This window comes from Pantoea sp. ICBG 985, assembly GCF_002928365.1.
GTDB lineage: Bacteria > Pseudomonadota > Gammaproteobacteria > Enterobacterales > Enterobacteriaceae > Pantoea > Pantoea dispersa.
Map to the genome: position 1 here is coordinate 198301 of NZ_POWM01000001.1, position 16481 is coordinate 214781.

Annotated in this window: 17 protein-coding genes and 1 other annotated feature; of the genes, 11 read left to right on the plus strand and 6 right to left on the minus strand. The window is 59.1% G+C overall.

All coding sequences use genetic code 11. The features are described 5' to 3' along the window. Positions 1 to 42 precede the first annotated feature (42 nt). Positions 43 to 681 (plus strand): multidrug efflux transporter transcriptional repressor AcrR, encoded by a 639-nt coding sequence (gene acrR / locus C1Y42_RS00970; protein ID WP_031279658.1) that lies wholly within the window; start codon positions 43 to 45, stop codon positions 679 to 681. Here acrR and rsmS read toward each other — a convergent pair. The 3 genes from rsmS to priC are packed head-to-tail and all read right to left on the minus strand — an operon-like array spanning position 678 to position 1646. After that, entirely contained in the window at positions 678 to 833 is a 156-nt protein-coding gene (gene rsmS / locus C1Y42_RS00975) for a pleiotropic regulatory protein RsmS (RefSeq protein WP_021507212.1), read from the minus strand. The two genes, acrR and rsmS, sit on opposite strands and share 4 nt — an antisense overlap. An 8-nt stretch (positions 834 to 841) precedes the next feature. After that, on the minus strand, positions 842 to 1087 hold the full coding sequence (locus C1Y42_RS00980) for a GlsB/YeaQ/YmgE family stress response membrane protein (RefSeq protein WP_010616865.1): 246 nt from the start codon (positions 1085 to 1087) through the stop codon (positions 842 to 844). Between the two features lie 49 nt (positions 1088 to 1136). Then, the gene (priC, locus tag C1Y42_RS00985; RefSeq protein ID WP_058769399.1) at positions 1137 to 1646 is read right to left on the minus strand and encodes a primosomal replication protein PriC; all 510 of its coding nucleotides are present in this window, start codon (positions 1644 to 1646) and stop codon (positions 1137 to 1139) included. A 58-nt stretch (positions 1647 to 1704) separates the two neighbouring features. On the opposite strand from priC, the gene C1Y42_RS00990 reads away from it, so the two are divergent. From C1Y42_RS00990 to htpG, 6 genes are all read left to right on the plus strand, one after another. Next, complete coding sequence (locus tag C1Y42_RS00990) at positions 1705 to 2088, plus strand: DUF454 family protein (RefSeq protein WP_104092661.1); 384 nt, start codon at positions 1705 to 1707, stop codon at positions 2086 to 2088. Between the two features lie 150 nt (positions 2089 to 2238). Further along, positions 2239 to 2790, plus strand: a complete 552-nt coding sequence (gene apt / locus C1Y42_RS00995; RefSeq protein WP_031279659.1) for an adenine phosphoribosyltransferase — start codon at positions 2239 to 2241, stop codon at positions 2788 to 2790. 247 nt (positions 2791 to 3037) lie between these two features. Then, positions 3038 to 5017 carry a DNA polymerase III subunit gamma/tau gene (dnaX, locus tag C1Y42_RS01000; RefSeq protein ID WP_104092662.1) on the plus strand — a complete coding sequence of 660 codons (1980 nt, stop codon included), beginning with the start codon at positions 3038 to 3040 and terminating at the stop codon, positions 5015 to 5017. Continuing rightward, positions 4359 to 4420, plus strand: a sequence feature (DnaX frameshifting element). (Overlaps the previous gene by 62 nt.) 49 nt (positions 5018 to 5066) lie before the next feature. Next, positions 5067 to 5396 (plus strand): YbaB/EbfC family nucleoid-associated protein, encoded by a 330-nt coding sequence (locus tag C1Y42_RS01005; protein WP_010616869.1) that lies wholly within the window; start codon positions 5067 to 5069, stop codon positions 5394 to 5396. Beyond that, a complete protein-coding gene (recR, locus tag C1Y42_RS01010) occupies positions 5396 to 6001 on the plus strand; it encodes a recombination mediator RecR (RefSeq protein ID WP_031279660.1) in 606 nt (201 codons plus the stop codon). The genes C1Y42_RS01005 and recR overlap by 1 nt, the downstream gene beginning before the upstream one ends. Before the next feature lie 100 nt (positions 6002 to 6101). Then, on the plus strand, positions 6102 to 7976 hold the full coding sequence (htpG, locus tag C1Y42_RS01015) for a molecular chaperone HtpG (protein WP_104092663.1): 1875 nt from the start codon (positions 6102 to 6104) through the stop codon (positions 7974 to 7976). A gap of 129 nt (positions 7977 to 8105) precedes the next feature. Here the strand turns inward: htpG and C1Y42_RS01020 are convergent, their stop codons facing one another. Next, entirely contained in the window at positions 8106 to 8975 is an 870-nt protein-coding gene (locus C1Y42_RS01020; RefSeq protein ID WP_021507220.1) for a LysR substrate-binding domain-containing protein, read from the minus strand. Between the two features lie 189 nt (positions 8976 to 9164). On the opposite strand from C1Y42_RS01020, the gene C1Y42_RS01025 reads away from it, so the two are divergent. The 4 genes from C1Y42_RS01025 to C1Y42_RS01040 all read left to right on the plus strand — a co-directional run bounded on the left by C1Y42_RS01025 (position 9165) and on the right by C1Y42_RS01040 (position 13223). Then, the gene (locus C1Y42_RS01025) at positions 9165 to 9992 is read left to right on the plus strand and encodes a DUF6024 family protein (protein WP_104093004.1); all 828 of its coding nucleotides are present in this window, start codon (positions 9165 to 9167) and stop codon (positions 9990 to 9992) included. Positions 9993 to 10143: 151 nt separating this feature from the next. Then, a complete protein-coding gene (adk, locus tag C1Y42_RS01030; protein ID WP_021507222.1) occupies positions 10144 to 10788 on the plus strand; it encodes an adenylate kinase in 645 nt (214 codons plus the stop codon). Between the two features lie 115 nt (positions 10789 to 10903). Further along, positions 10904 to 11863, plus strand: coding sequence for a ferrochelatase (gene hemH / locus C1Y42_RS01035; protein WP_021507223.1), 960 nt, complete (start codon positions 10904 to 10906; stop codon positions 11861 to 11863). A 58-nt stretch (positions 11864 to 11921) separates the two neighbouring features. Continuing rightward, complete coding sequence (locus C1Y42_RS01040) at positions 11922 to 13223, plus strand: inosine/guanosine kinase (protein WP_058775243.1); 1302 nt, start codon at positions 11922 to 11924, stop codon at positions 13221 to 13223. Positions 13224 to 13321: 98 nt separating this feature from the next. Here the strand turns inward: C1Y42_RS01040 and ybaL are convergent, their stop codons facing one another. Both ybaL and C1Y42_RS01050 read right to left on the minus strand, forming a co-directional pair. Further along, positions 13322 to 15010 (minus strand): YbaL family putative K(+) efflux transporter, encoded by a 1689-nt coding sequence (gene ybaL, locus C1Y42_RS01045; RefSeq protein WP_104092664.1) that lies wholly within the window; start codon positions 15008 to 15010, stop codon positions 13322 to 13324. A gap of 219 nt (positions 15011 to 15229) precedes the next feature. After that, the gene (locus C1Y42_RS01050; protein WP_058769404.1) at positions 15230 to 16429 is read right to left on the minus strand and encodes an MFS transporter; all 1200 of its coding nucleotides are present in this window, start codon (positions 16427 to 16429) and stop codon (positions 15230 to 15232) included. Between the last annotated feature and the right edge of the window lie 52 nt (positions 16430 to 16481).

Sequence of the window (16481 nt, forward strand, 5' to 3'; positions counted from 1 at the left end):
ACAAATGTATGTAAACTTGCCAGTTTGTAAAAACAGTCCTCTATGGCACGAAAAACCAAAGCGCAAGCACTTGAAACGCGACATCAAATTCTGGATGCCGCTTTAGCTCACTTTTCTGAACACGGTGTGGCCGCCACTTCACTGGCGGATATCGCCGCGGCCGCTGGCGTCACGCGCGGCGCTATCTACTGGCATTTTAAAAATAAAGCCGATCTGTTACAGGAGATCTGGCTGCGTTGCGACGCCGGGCTCGACGATGTGGAACTTGAGTATCAGACAAAATACCCTGGCGATCCACTTTCTGTAATGCGTTCGATGCTGATCTATATCCTTGAAGCCACAGCAAAGGATCCACAAAGACGCGCATTAATGGAGATTATCTTCCATAAATGTGAGTTCGTTGGCGAAATGTCGACGTTAATGGCGATGCAGCAGGGGCTGCTGCAGGCGTGTTATGACCGCATCGAAGAGGTGCTGCGCAGCTGTATCGAGGCCGGGCAGCTTCCGGCCAGCCTCAACACCCGCCAGGCGGCGCTGCTGATGCGCGGCTACATCAGCGGCATGATGGAGAGCTGGTTGTTCAATCCGCAAAGTTTTGATCTGGTGAGTGAAGCGCCGCAGGTGGTCGAGGCCTTTATAGATATGCTGCGCCTGAGCCCGACGCTCGCCGGCACGCGCTAAGCGGTGCGCTCGGCCGCCAGCTTCTGCTCATAATCGCGCTGGACAATCGCCAGCGCAGCCAGCACCGTGGCCGTGGGCACCTGGTTTTCCTCCAGCAGCTGAATTAAATCGACCGCCAGCTTGATGTCGTCCGGCGCGGTATCCAGCGTCATAGTGTCTCCTAAATACGTAGTTTAGCGGCGACCAGCAGCATCAGCAGGGCACCGGCCAGCGCCACGGCAAAGCCCGTCGGATGCAGCGTACCGAGGTCGCCCGTGGTGAAATACGTGGCGATGTAGCCGCCAATCAGCGCGCCGATCACCGCCAGCACCAGCGTCGGCACCAGTCCGCCGGGACGGCCGGGAAACACCCTCCGCTTCAGCCAGCCGGCAGCCAGGCCAATAATAATCCAGATGATAAGGGTCATGCTTCTCCTCCCGTCAGCGCTGTTTCCAGTATAGAGGAAAGCGAACGGCTTACGGCTGCGCCGCGATCTCCAGTTTATGCAACGCGGCGCGGCAGCGCGCCAGCCGCTCCTGCAGAATCTCCACCTCGCGCATCAGCTGCTGCTGCACGCTCAGCGTTTCAGCGCGCGCCAGGTGCTGTTCGCGCTGCTGCAGCATGGCCAGCAATCGCGTTTCGTAGCCGCGGTACTCATCACGCTTCGGCTGCAGCGGATCGCGCCGCGGCCGTTCACGCACCACGCGCAGTTGCTGGCTACTGCACTCGCGCTGCAGCGCGGCAATCTGGTCCAGCACCTTCTGCGCCAGCCACTGGCGGCGCGACGCATCACTGTTGGACGCCGCGAGCTGCGCCGCATTGTGCTGCAGCTCTTGCAGATAGTCAGCCAGCCGCGTGCCTTTACAGCGAAACAGCTGCGCGTCAAAGCGCGGCTGACGGCAGCTACCGTCCGGCTGCTGCGCAATCTGCTGGCGCAGCGTGTCAATCATTGCGTGCAGACGCTGTTGGGCGGGCAGTTGAGGCATCACTTCGATTCCGTCTGTGTTAACGTAGCGCTGTTGTGACATTTTTCAGGCATCTGGCATGCAGCGCATTTTACTGTTAAGCCTTGGCTGGCTGGCGATTGTGCTGGGCACGCTGGGCATTGTATTACCTTTACTACCGACCACGCCATTCGTGTTGCTGGCCGCCTGGTGTTTTGCCCGCTCGTCGCCACGCTTTCACCACTGGCTGCTGTGGCGCTCGCCGTTTGGCCGCTATCTGCGCCACTGGCAGCAGCATCGCGCCATGCCGCCCGGTGCCAAAAGCCGCGCCATGTTGCTGATTGTCATCACCTTTGCGGTTTCAATCTGGCTGGTGAAGCTGCTGTGGCTGCGCATCCTGCTCGGCGCGATGCTGGCGTTGCTGCTGCTCATGCTGTGGCGCATCCCGGTTGTAGCAGAAAGTGCGAACCCGCACGAACCGTAGCATCAGGGTTGCATTTAGCCGGCTGTTTGCTTAGATTTGGGCATCTTCGTGCGTGGCTTCCCTTTGAGAAACGACTTCGCTTAACCCGGTTTCCGGGTATTGGCGCTGTGGAAGCTGCGCGTTTTAGATATTTTTCCAGGCGTAACCTTTATGACCGCAACTGCGCAGCAGCTTGAACTGATCAAAAACAGCATCAAAAGCATTCCTGACTATCCGAAGCCGGGCATCCTGTTCCGTGACGTCACCAGTCTGATGGAAGATCCGCAGGCGTATGCCGCAGCGATCGCCATTCTGGTGGAGCGTTATCGTAATAAAGGCATCACCAAAGTGGTGGGCACCGAAGCGCGTGGCTTCCTGTTCGGGGCGCCGGTTGCGCTGGGTCTGGGCGTGGGATTTGTGCCGGTGCGCAAGCCGGGCAAACTGCCGCGTGAAACTTTCAGCGAAAGCTATGAACTGGAGTACGGTTCAGACGCGCTGGAACTGCACAAAGACGCCATCAAACCCGGCGATGTGGTGCTGGTGGTGGACGATCTGCTGGCTACCGGCGGCACCCTTGAAGCCACGGTGAAACTGATTCGTCGTGCGGGCGGTGAAGTTAAAGATGCCGCGTTCGTGATCAACCTGTTTGATTTAAGCGGCGAAGCGCGCCTGAACGCGCTGGGTATCGACTGCTACAGCCTGGTCAACTTCCCCGGCCACTAAGGCCATCGCGCCGCCAGCCTTGATGCCCGGCGGCGCCACTCTTTACATTCCCTGACACGGATATTCCGGCCTGAAGCGCAGCGCGCGACGTATCACGGGTATAGGCATATCCGGCTGTGGCTGTTACACTCCTGTCAAAATAAACAGGGTTTGCGTCACCGCATTTTTCCCCTAAGTCCCACGGCAGAATCGGCGCAACTGAGCGTGCTGCTGTGCCAGGTTAAACAACTCCAGTGATTGAATCCACATGAGCTATCAGGTACTTGCGCGAAAATGGCGTCCCCAGGCTTTCGCCGACGTAGTCGGTCAGGAACATGTGCTGACGGCGCTGGCCAACGGGTTGTCACTGGGACGCATCCATCATGCCTATCTGTTTTCCGGCACGCGCGGCGTGGGGAAAACCTCGATTGCGCGTCTGCTGGCCAAAGGCCTTAACTGCGAAACCGGTATTACGGCCACGCCCTGCGGACAGTGCGATAACTGTCGCGAGATTGAACAGGGGCGCTTTGTCGATCTGATTGAAATCGATGCCGCCTCGCGCACCAAAGTGGAAGACACGCGCGACCTGCTGGATAACGTGCAGTATGCACCCGCGCGCGGGCGCTTTAAGGTCTATCTAATCGATGAAGTGCACATGCTGTCGCGCCACAGCTTTAATGCGCTGCTGAAAACGCTGGAAGAGCCGCCGTCGCATGTGAAATTCCTGCTGGCGACCACCGATCCGCAGAAGCTGCCGGTAACCATTCTGTCGCGCTGCCTGCAGTTCCACCTGAAAGCCCTCGACGTCGAACAGATTCAGCAGCAGCTGGCGCACGTGCTGCAGCAGGAGCAGATTGACGCCGAGCCGCGCGCGCTGCATCTGCTGGCGCGCGCCGCCGACGGCAGCATGCGCGATGCGCTCAGCCTCACCGATCAGGCGATTGCCATGGGGCAGGGCAGCGTCACGCGCGACAGCGTGGCGCAAATGCTGGGCACGCTGGATGATGAACAGCCGCTGGCGCTGATTGAAGCGCTGGTGGAAGGCAACGGCGAACAGGTGATGGCGCTGCTGAATCAGGCCGCATCGCGCGGCGTGGAGTGGGAGGCGCTGCTGGTGGAGATGCTGCGTCTGCTGCACCGTATCGCGATGGTCCAGCTGCTGCCCAGCTCGCTTGGCGAAGATGATGCCAGCCAGGCGCAGCGCCTGCGCGAACTGGCGCGCGTGCTGCCGCCTGCTGACGTTCAGCTCTATTATCAGACGCTGCTGATGGGGCGCAAAGATTTGCCGCTGGCGCCGGATCGCCGGCTCGGCGTGGAAATGACGCTGTTGCGTGCACTGGCGTTTCATCCGCAGGCCACCATCGCTGAACCGGTGGCGCGCCCGTCGCTGACGCCGCAGGCCGCACCGGCCGTTGCCGCGCCAGCGCCTCAGACCAAAGCCGCACCCGCTGTGGCCGCGCAGCCGCAGATGGCACCGCCGATGGATGAGCCGCCGCCGCCGGCCGATGATTATCCCGATATGGCACCGGCCCCGGATAACTTGCCCGACGCCACCAGTCAGCTGTTACAGGCGCGGACGCAACTGCTGCGTCAGGGAGCCGGCAAAGCAAAAAAGAGTGAGCCGGCAGCGCGTTCCGCGCGGCCGGCAAACCCGGCGCTGGAACGTCTGGCAAGCGTCACCGAGCGCGTGCAACAGCGCGCGTCTGAGCCGGCGGTAAAAGCGCCGGCGAAACCGGAAGCGTATCGCTGGAAAGCCCAGCAGCAGGAGGAGATCAAGCCGGAGCCGGTGGCGACGCCAAAAGCCTTGCGTTCTGCGCTGGAGCATGAGAAAACGCCAGAGCTGGCGCTCAAACTGGCGGAAGAGGCGCTGCAGCGCGATGCCTGGGCGGCGGAAATCGCCAGGCTGACGCTGCCGAAGCTGGTCCAGCAGGTCGCGCTGAACGCGTGGAAAGAGGTGAATGAGCAGGGCGTGACGCTGCATTTGCGCAGCAGCCAGCGTCATCTCAACTCTGCCCCGGCGCGCCAGGCGATTCAGGAGGCGCTGAGCCAGGCGGCCGGCCAGACGGTTGAACTGACCATCGTGGAAGACGATAATCCGGCGGTATTGACGCCGCTGGAGTGGCGTCAGGCCATTTATGAAGAGAAACTGGCGCAGGCGCGTCAGTCGATCGAAAGCGATACCCACATTCAGACGCTGCGTCGCTTCTTTGATGCGGACCTGGATGAAGAGAGTATCCGACCCGTATGATCACGCTGTCGCGCAGCGTTGCGCGCAGCCCCAGCAGAGAGAGAAAACTATGTTTGGTAAAGGCGGATTGGGCAACCTGATGAAACAGGCCCAGCAGATGCAGGATAAAATGGCCAAAGTTCAGGAAGAGATCGCCGCACTGGAAGTCACCGGCGAATCAGGGGCTGGCCTGGTCAAAGTGACCATCAACGGTGCGCACAACTGCCGCCGCGTGGAAGTCGATCCCAGCCTGCTGGAAGATGACAAAGAGATGCTGGAAGATCTGATCGCTGCGGCGTTCAACGATGCGGCGCGCCGTATTGATGAAACGCAGAAAGAGAAGATGGCGTCCGTCTCTGCCGGTATGCAGCTGCCGCCTGGCTTCAAGATGCCGTTCTGATGCAAACCAGTCCACTGCTTGAAGCTTTGATGGAGTCGCTGCGCTGTTTGCCGGGCGTTGGCCCGAAATCGGCGCAGCGCATGGCGTTTCATCTGTTGCAGCGCGATCGCAGCGGTGGCATGCGTCTGGCGCAGGCGCTGACCCGCGCCATGGCAGAAATCGGCCACTGTTCCGACTGCCGCACCTTCACCGAGCAGGAGATCTGCACCATCTGCGCCAATCCCCGCCGTCAGCAAAACGGCCAGATTTGCGTGGTGGAGAGCCCGGCGGATATCCACGCCATTGAGCAGACCGGCCAGTTTGGCGGTCGCTACTTTGTGCTGATGGGCCATCTGTCGCCGCTGGACGGCATCGGCCCGCAGGACATTGGCCTGGATCGGCTGGAGCAGCGCCTTGAACGTGAGACGCTGCAGGAGGTGATCCTCGCCACCAACCCAACGGTGGAAGGCGAAGCCACGGCTAACTATATCGCCGAGCTGTGCGGCCAGTATGGCGTTGACGCCAGCCGCATCGCGCACGGGGTTCCGGTCGGCGGTGAACTGGAAATGGTCGACGGCACAACGCTGTCGCACTCGCTTGCCGGACGGCACAAGATTAAATTCTGACCACTTGCCGGTATCCTGCTGCGATACCGGCTTGAAATTCTCCCCACCATCCCCATTTCACTCTCAACAATTGATCAACCCCGATTCTGTTGAGGTAGCAATGACCATGAAAGGACAAGAGACGCGTGGCTTCCAGTCAGAGGTAAAACAACTTCTGCACCTGATGATCCATTCCCTCTATTCAAACAAAGAGATTTTCCTGCGTGAACTGATCTCCAACGCCTCCGATGCGGCTGACAAGCTGCGCTTCCGCGCACTGTCGACGCCGGATCTGTATGAAGGCGATGGCGACCTGCGCGTGCGTATCTCGGTCGACAAGGAAAAACGCACGCTGACGCTGAGCGATAACGGCATCGGTATGCGCCGTGATGAGGTGATTGAAAACCTCGGCACCATCGCGAAATCCGGTACCAAAGCGTTTCTGGAATCGATGGGTTCCGATCAGGCAAAAGACAGCCAGCTGATCGGCCAGTTCGGTGTCGGTTTCTACTCGGCGTTTATCGTCGCTGACAAAGTGACGGTACGCACCCGCGCCGCGGGCGCCAAAGCCGACGAAGGCGTGTTCTGGGAATCCGCCGGCGAAGGCGAGTATACGCTGGCGGAGATTGAGAAAGCCGATCGCGGCACCGAAATTACGCTGCACTTCCGTGAAGGTGAAGATGACTTCCTCGACGCGTGGCGCGTGCGCAACGTGATCAGCAAATATTCCGATCACATCGCGCTGCCGGTGGAGATCGAGACCAAAGACGAAGAGAACGATACCGTCACCTGGGAGAAGATCAACAAAGCCCAGGCGCTGTGGACGCGCAACAAAGGCGAAATCAGCGACGAAGAGTACAACGAGTTCTACAAACACATCGCCCATGATTTCAGCGACCCGGCCATCTGGAGCCACAACCGCGTCGAAGGTAAGCAGGAGTACACCAGCCTGCTGTACATCCCGTCGCGTGCGCCGTTCGACATGTGGAACCGCGACAGCAAGCACGGTCTGAAACTGTACGTGCAGCGCGTCTTTATCATGGATGACGCGGAACAGTTCATGCCGAACTACCTGCGCTTTGTGCGTGGCCTGATAGATTCCAGCGATCTGCCGCTCAACGTCTCCCGTGAGATCCTGCAGGACAGCCGCGTCACGCAGAGCCTGCGCGCCGCGCTGACCAAACGCAGCCTGCAGATGCTGGAAAAACTGGCCAAAGACGACGCAGAGAAATATCAGCAGTTCTGGAAAGAGTTCGGTCTGGTGCTGAAAGAGGGCCCGGCGGAAGATCATGCCAACCAGGAGGCGATTGCTAAACTGCTGCGTTTCGCCACCACCCAGAGCGAAGGCGCGGCGCAGACCGTTTCGCTGGACGATTACGTTAGCCGCATGGTTGAAGGGCAGGAGAAGATTTACTACATCACTGCCGACAGCTATGCCGCCGCGAAAAGCAGCCCGCATCTGGAGCTGTTCCGTAAGAAAGGCATCGAGGTCCTGCTGCTGTCCGATCGTATCGACGAGTGGATGATGAGCTACCTGACGGAGTTCGATGGCAAAACGTTCCAGTCGGTGAGCAAAGCGGATGAGTCGCTGAGCAAGCTGGCGGACGAAGAGACGGAAGCGCAGAAGGAAGCGGAAAAAGCGCTGGAGCCGTTCGTCGATCGCGTGAAAACCCTGCTGGGCGAGCGCGTCAAAGAGGTGCGCCTGACCCATCGCCTCACCGACACGCCGGCGATTGTCACCACCGACGCCAACGAAATGACCACGCAGATGGCGAAGCTGTTCGCCGCGGCCGGTCAGGATGTGCCGGAAGTGAAGTACATCTTTGAGATCAACCCGGAGCATACACTGGTGAAACGCGTGGCTGATACCCAGGATGAAGCGCGCTTTGCGGAGTGGGTTGAACTGCTGCTGGATCAGGCGCTGCTGGCCGAGCGCGGCACGCTGGACGATCCTAACCAGTTTATCCGCCGCATGAATCAGTTGCTGACGGCGTAACGCGGTGCGGTAATCGGAACGGTCGGCATGAATGCCGACCCTACAGGTTACCTGGCACCGATTCGACAACTGTCCACTCTCTGTAGGGTCGTCATTAATGACGACCTTTTTTATTTATGCCGCCCTTGCTTACTTCAGCGCTTCATCCCGCAACCAATCCCGGAACAACGTAATCTCCGCATCGTGCTGGCGTGACCGCTTGGTCATCATCCAGGTGGCACGGTCGGCGCGCACAAACCCCAACGGCGCAATCAGCGTGCCGTCGTTCAGCTCCTGACGCACCAGCAGGCGCGGCGCCACAATCACGCCCAGTCCGTTTCTCGCGGCCTGAATCGCCAGCGTCAGATTATCGAAATGTTTGCCCAGCCAAAAATTACCGCGCACGCCGCTGATCTTCGCCCATTCGGCCCAGGCCTGCAGGCGGGTATCGGCGTGCAAAAGCGGCAGCGACGCCAGATCCTGCTCGCTGTGAAAACGCGCCGCGTACTGCGGGGCGCACAGCGGGCCAACGTAATCATCGCTGATGAGTGAGGCATCTATGTCGTCGTCCGGCGCCTGTTCATAACTGAGGATCAGCACATCGGTGTGTTCGCTGCGCAGCTGAGCAATATCGCCCTGCGGCTGGAATTGCACTTCAATATCGGGATAGCGCTGGTAAAAGCTGCTGATGCGCGGAATCAGCCACTGGGATAAAAAACTTGGGGTACAGGCGACGCTCAGATGGTTGCGCATCCCGGTGCGAATACTTACGCAGGTGGTAGAGAGTTCGCTAAAGGCTTTCTGGCAGCTCACCAGCAGACGTTCGCCGTGAGAGGTTAAGCGCACGCGCCCGTTAGTGCGGATGAACAGAGGCTTGCCCATCCAGCTCTCCAGCTGGCGAATCTGATGGCTGATGGCGCTGTGGGTGACATGGAGACATTCGGCCGCGACGCTAAAGCTGCAATGCAGCGCCGCCTGATGAAAATAGTGCAGTGCACGTAACGACGGAAGCGCGGTCATACTCATCCCCTGTGTAAAAACCTAACAGGGATTGTCAGTTTATATCATTTTAATGTCCAGCCGCATTAACCTAACCTTTCCTGCTTAATCTGGCGGGTTGACGGACCGGCTTCGCTGTGTAAAGCAGCGGCGATGTCCGCTGCCAGCGCCAGCTTCACACAGCAGAATAACCAAGAGAAATGTCACGTGATGACTTCACAACAGGCTACTGCCAGGGCGGCGGCGCGCGATCGGCTGCGCGGCTTGCTGTCCCGTCACTATCGGCTGGAAAATTACGATCTGTTTTTTGCCCCCTCACTGCACATCGCGCGCGTGCTGCTCTCGCAACTGTTTCTGCGCCAGGAGCAGGCGCGCAATCAGACGCGCTACGCCGCGCAATATCCGGTCAGCGAACTCAGCGTGCTGCCGGCCCTGCCGATGATGGCGGGCAATATCGCGCTGGTCGATCATGTCGATATGCAGCAGGGCCGGGTGCGCAATCTGAGTGCCTGCCAGAGCCAGGGCGTGACGCACGCGTCCGGCTCCTTCGCCAGCGTGTTGCATAAACGACTCATCAGCGAGGCGCGACTGTTTGTCACCCAGCTGAATCAGCATGCGATGCTGAGCGACGATCTGGTGCTGATTGCGCTGCGTACTCATGATTTTAGTACGCTGGTGCGCAGCGAACTGCGGCTGTTCGAACAGGGACTGGCGCTGGGTGACGCGCCGGAACGCGCGCTGGAGAGCATGGCGCAGGACGACTGGCAGCCCTTCAATGTTGCCAGTGTCGATAGCCTGACGCTGGATACGCCGTTCACGCTGCAGTCGATTCACCAGCCCGGCCTGCCGTTTGCGCTGCTGCCCTTGCCGCCCGGCAGTGCGCTGCCAGCGTTGCCCGCGGATATGCTGCTGCTGCCCGCGCCGCATCGCCTGTTTTTACCGGTCAGCGTGCGCGGCAACGGCAATAAGCCACAGAACGTCACCGCTGCGCTAAAAAAACGGCTGCGCGAGGTGCTCAGAGACAGCCGAAATTCTTAAAAACGTGCCTGCTACTGGCGCACCGCGCTAAAGCAGGTCAAAGTAGGCCTTTCAGCGCCCGAGGGCCCGTTGCCTTGTGGTGTGCGGGTCATAATGGTATGTTCTTGGCCTTCTCAGATTGATCAATGCGATTCGCAAGGGGAATTACGCAATGCGTATTATTCTGCTCGGGGCACCGGGCGCAGGTAAGGGCACTCAGGCTCAATTCATCATGGAGAAATACGGTATTCCGCAGATCTCCACGGGCGACATGTTGCGTGCGGCTGTCAAAGCCGGCACCGAATTGGGCCAGCAGGCGAAAGCCATCATGGATGCCGGTAAACTGGTAACGGACGAACTGGTGATTGCGCTGGTTAAAGAGCGTATCGCGCAGGAAGACTGCAAAAACGGCTTCCTGCTCGATGGTTTCCCACGCACCATTCCGCAGGCTGACGCCATGAAAGAGGCGGGCATCAAGGTGGATTACGTGCTCGAGTTCGCCGTACCGGACGAACTGATTGTCGATCGCATTGTCGGCCGCCGCGTGCATGCGCCGTCAGGCCGCGTTTACCACATCAAATACAATCCGCCAAAAGTGGAAGGTAAAGATGACGTGACCGGCGAAGAGCTGACCACGCGTAAAGATGACCAGGAAGAGACCGTGCGTAAGCGTCTGGTGGAATACCATCAGCTGACCGCGCCGCTGATTGCTTACTACAGCAAAGAAGCCGAAGCCGGTAACACCGAATACCACAAAATCGACGGCACCCGTCAGGTGACCGAAGTGAGTGCACAGCTGGCCGATATCCTCGGTTAAGTGGTGAACAGGGCCGGTTGTCCGGCCCTTTTGCAGCAATTGCTTTCCCCCTCCGCTTTTTCCGCTACAATTTCCCCCGATTCAGAACCATTGTCTGCGACATCAAGGAAATACAATGAGGCAAGATAAGCCTGGGGTTTTACTGGTTAACTTAGGTACACCAGACGCACCGACCACCGCGGCGGTGAAACGCTATCTGAAACAGTTCCTCGGCGATCCGCGCGTGGTGGATACGCCGCGCTGGTTGTGGTGGCCGATTCTCAATTTCATCATTCTGCCGTTCCGCTCGCCGCGTGTTTCGAAGCTGTACGCATCGGTGTGGATGGACGAAGGTTCCCCGCTGATGGTGTTCAGCAAGCGGCAGCGTGCCGCGCTGGCGCAGCGGCTGGATATGCCGGTAGAGCTGGGCATGAGTTACGGCCAGCCGAGCCTCAACGGTGCGGTGGAGCGTCTGCTGGCGCAGGGTGTCACCAAATTCATCGTGCTGCCGCTCTATCCGCAGTTCTCCTGCTCCACGGTGGCGGCAGTGTGGGATGGCCTGGCGGCCAGCTTTAAACCGCTGCGTTCCCTGCCGGAAGTAGCGTTTATCCGCGATTACGCCGAACATCCGGCCTATATCGCCGCGCTGAAGGCCTCGGTGGAGCGCTCGTTTGCCCAACATGGCGAGCCGGATCTGCTGGTGCTCTCTTACCACGGCATTCCGCAACGCTTCGCCAATGAAGGCGACGACTATCCGCTGCGCTGCAAAGACACCACCGACGCCCTGGCCGCCGCGCTCGGCATTGCGCCGCATAAAATCATGATGACCTTCCAGTCGCGCTTTGGCCGCGAGCCCTGGCTGATGCCGTACACGGATGAGACCATGAAAAGCCTGCCGGCCAAAGGGATTAAACATGTGCAGGTGATGAGTCCGGGCTTTGCGGCGGACTGCCTCGAGACGCTGGAGGAGATCAGCGGCGAAAACTGCGAAATCTTCCTGCACGCTGGCGGCGAGAAATTCGAATACATTCCGGCGCTTAATGCGGATGATGAGCACATCGAGATGATGGTGCAGCTGGTACAAGCGCGCCGCTAAGGGTGCGGCAGAGAATGTGATATCATTCTCTGCCTGATTTTCCCTGACGGCAGCTTTCATGAAATTTCCCGGCAAACGCAAATCCAAACACTATTTTCCCGTCAACGCGCGCGATCCGCTGCTGCAGGCTTCCCAGCAGGAGCAGGAAGAGGGCAGCTGGGTGGTGGGTATCGACCAGACGCTGGTAGATATCGAAGCCAAAGTCGATGACGACTTCCTGCAGCGCTATGGCCTGAGCGCCGGTCATTCGCTGGTGATCGACGATGCGACCGCCGAAGCGCTGTATAACGAGCTGATGCGCGAGCAGCTGATCAGCCACCAGTTTGCCGGCGGTACCATCGGTAATACGCTGCACAACTACTCGGTGCTGGCTGATGACCGTTCGGTGCTGCTCGGCGTGATGTGTAACAACATCCAGATTGGCGGTTACGCCTATCGCTACCTGTGCAATACCTCCAGCCGCATGGACCTTAACTTCCTGCAGGGCGTCGATGGCGCCATTGGCCGCTGCTTTACCCTGATCGGCGAGCAGGGCGAGCGCACCTTTGCTATCAGCCCTGGCCTGATGAACCAGCTGCAGGCCGCCAGTATTCCGGAAGAGGTGATTGCCGGTGCGTCGGCGCTGGTGCTGACATCCTACCTGGTGCGCTGTCAGCCGGGCGAACCGATGCCGGACGCGACGCTGCGGGCCATTGAGTTCGCCAAAAAGCACAATGTACCGGTGGTGCTGACGCTGGGTACCAAATATGTGATTCAGGATAACCCGCAGTTCTGGCGCGATTTCCTGCGCGAACACGTCTCGATTGTGGCGATGAATGAAGAGGAAGCGTTCGCGCTGACCGGCGAAGCGGATCCGTTGCTGGCCTCTAACATGGCGCTGGACTGGGTCGATCTGGTGCTATGCACCGCCGGACCGACCGGGCTGTATATGGCCGGGTTCACCGAAGAGGCGTTTAAGCGCAAAACCAATCATCCGCTGTTGCCAGGGGCGATTGCCGAGTTCAACCAGTTTGAGTTCAGCCGCGCCATGCGCCATCAGGATTGCCAGCTGCCGCTGCGGATCTTCTCGCACATTGCGCCTTACATGGGCGGTCCGGAGAAGATCATGAACACCAATGGTGCCGGTGATGGCGCGCTGGCGGCGCTGCTGCATGATATTACCGCCAACAATTTCCACCGTCAGAAAGTGCCAAACTCCAGCAAACACGCCCGCGAATACCTGACCTACTCGTCGCTGGCGCAGGTGTGCAAATATGCCAACCGCGTCAGTTATCAGGTGCTGAACCAGCACTCCCCGCGTCTGACGCGCGGACTGCCGGAGCGGGAAGACAGTTTAGAAGAGTCTTACTGGGACAGGTAATAACGAACCCGTAGCGGCGCAATTTATTGCGCATTCTTCAGCCGTGATATGGCTTTAGTATGCGCAATAAATTGCGCCGCTACGGTGTAATAACGTCTTTAAATCGGGTACTCGCGCACAATCGGGTTTTGCGCGATCTCTTCCTGCAATACATGCAGCATACTGTTGGCAATCTCCCGCTCGCCCATTACCACGCGATTGGCGCCACGCTCCATGATATAGGCCACTTCGTCGTCGTAATGCGCCCGGGCGATAATCTCAATATCTGCCCGCTTTTCGCGCGCGGCGGTAACAATTTCCCCGGCTTCATAGCCGTTGGGGATGGTCAGCAGCAGCCAGCGCGCGCAGTCAAGACGCGCTAAATCCATGGTATCGACTCGCGCCGCGTTGCCCAGCACGGCTTTGATGCCCTGTTCGCGCAGCGCTTCGACGCGCGGGCGCGAATTCTCCACCACCACCAGCGGCACATCAGCTTCCATCAGCTGCTGTCCCAGCAGGCTGCCGACGCGGCCATAACCCACAATCACCGCATGATTGCAGATATCCACCGGAATCTGCTTCTCTTCTTCAATTGCCTCTTCCAGCGTCTGCTCTTCCATGGTCTCGGTTTTGTCGAGATAACGCTCCAGCACGGTAAACAGAATCGGGTTAAGCATGATGGAGAGAATCGCCGCCGCCAGCACCAGGTTGCGGCCTTCGTCGCTCAGCATGCCGAGCGAAATCCCCAGTCCGGCGAGGATAAAAGCGAATTCGCCAATCTGCGCCAGGCTGACGGAGATGGTCAGCGCGGTGCGCCGCGAGTGGCCGAGCAGCGTGACCAGCAGCCAGGCGGCAATCGATTTACCCAGCACGATAATGGCCAGCGCACCCAGCACCGCCAGCGGTTGCTCCAGCAGGATCATCGGGTCGAACAGCATGCCGACCGAGACAAAAAACAGCACGGCAAACGCATCGCGCAGCGGCAGTGTGTCGTGTGCCGCCCGGTGGCTCAGCTCTGATTCATTCAGCACCATGCCGGCAAAAAAGGCGCCGAGGGCAAAGGAAACATCAAAGAATTCCACCGCGCCAAACGCGATACCCAGCGCCAGCGCCAGTACCGACAGCGTAAACAGCTCGCGTGAACCAGTGGCGGCGCTTTTGGCCAGAATCCACGGCACCACGCGGCGGCCGACCACCATCATCAGCACCATAAAGGCAGCGACTTTGCCGATGGTCAGTAACAGGTCCCACGCCAGCAGCGTCGGGCTGGCATTTCCCTGCTCCAGCATGCCGGCAATGGCCGGCAGCAGCACCAGCGTCAGCACCATCACCAGGTCTTCGACGATCAGCCAGCCGATGGCGATCTGCCCGCGCTGGCTATCAATCAGTTGACGCTCTTCCAGCGCGCGCAGCAGCACCACGGTACTGGCGGTAGAAAGACACAGGCCAAACACCAGGCCGGTCATCCATGACCAGCCCATCGCCCATGACAGACCCATTCCCAGCAGCGTGGCGACCGCGATCTGCGCGATGGCACCGGGAATGGCGATCGACTTTACCGACATCAAATCCTTAAGCGAGAAGTGCAGACCGACGCCGAACATCAGCAGAATGACGCCGAGTTCAGCCAGTTCGGGAGCCAGATTGGTATCCGCGACGAAGCCCGGGGTAAAAGGACCCGCCAGCACGCCGGCCAGCAGATAGCCGACCAGCGGCGAGATGCGCAGGCGATTCGCCAGCATACCAAGGAGAAATGCGAGGACCAGACCTCCGACAATGGTGGTGATCAACGGGGTAGTGTGATGCATGCCTGTCTCCTTGTGTGCAAATGTATCCGCTTGTAACAACCTAGTGTAATGCACAATCGTTCGCCGCGTTTAAACATTTGAGCGGTGAAAGACGAAAAAATTGAAAAAATGAGACAAAAACGCAGCCGAAGCGCTATTTTCCTCAGTTATCTCAGCATATCGGCAGGATTTATGCAGAATGGAGGGGGGCAGAGAAAAATAGTTGCCCCCCGAAAGGGCTCAGCGCTGCTGCTGATCAGGTAAGAAAGCGGTCAACAGGCCAATAAGTGGCAGCCAGGCGCAGATTTGATACACCCATTCGATACTGGTGTGGTCGGCTACCACGCCCAGGACCGCCGCGCCGAGGCCACCCATGCCAAAAGCAAAACCGAAAAACAGCCCGGAAACCATACCGATACGCCCCGGCAGCAGCTCCTGGGCATAGACCAGAATGGCGGAAAACGCCGAGGCAAGGATCAGACCAATAATGACGCTCAGCACGCTGGTCCACATCAGGCTGGCGTGCGGTAACAGCAGGGTAAACGGCGCCACGCCGAGAATCGATCCCCAGATGACATATTTCCGTCCGATTTTATCGCCTATCGGCCCACCGATAATGGTGCCGGCGGCGACCGCGCCGAGAAAGGCAAACAGATGGAACTGCGAGGCCTGCACGGACAGCCCGAATTTGTGCATCAGATAGAAGGTGTAATAGCTGCTCAGGCTGGTGAGATAAAAGTACTTGGAGAATATCAGCAGCAGCAGAATGCCGATGGCCAGCGCCACTTTATTGCGCGGCAGGGGGTTACGCGGCCTGCTGGCAGCGCTGGCCTGCGTGGCGCGCTGCTGGTGGCTGTACCAGCGGCTCACCTGCAGCAGCACAATGATGCCGAGCAGCGCGGCCAGCATGAACCAGCTGAGATGGCCTTTGCCATAGGGCGCGACGATGATGGCGGCCAGCAGCGGCCCCAGTGCGCTGCCAAAATTACCACCGACCTGAAACAGCGACTGAGCCAGCCCGTGGCGGCCGCCAGAGGCCATACGCGCCACGCGCGACGATTCCGGATGGAACACCGATGAGCCGCAGCCAACCAGCGCCGCGGCCAGCAGCACCTGCGGATAAGTGCTGGCAAAGGTCAGCAGCACCAGACCGAACAGGGTAAACCCCATCCCGACCGGCAGTGACCAGGGTTTCGGATATTTGTCGGTGTAATAGCCAATCAGCGGTTGTAATAATGAGGCCGTAACCTGATACGTCAGCGTAATCAAACCAATTTGCACAAAGCTGAGGCTGAAATCTTTCTGCAGCAGCGGATAGATCGCCAGTAACAGCGATTGCAGCATATCGTTCAGCAGATGCGCGAGGCTGATGGCACCAAGAATGCCAAAAGCGGTACGCCCGGTGCGCCGCGTCGGGGTTAACGTCTGTTCACTTGCCATAAAGATCCTGAAGGGGTGGGAATTTCGTTATCAGATTGTTACGTCATGCATG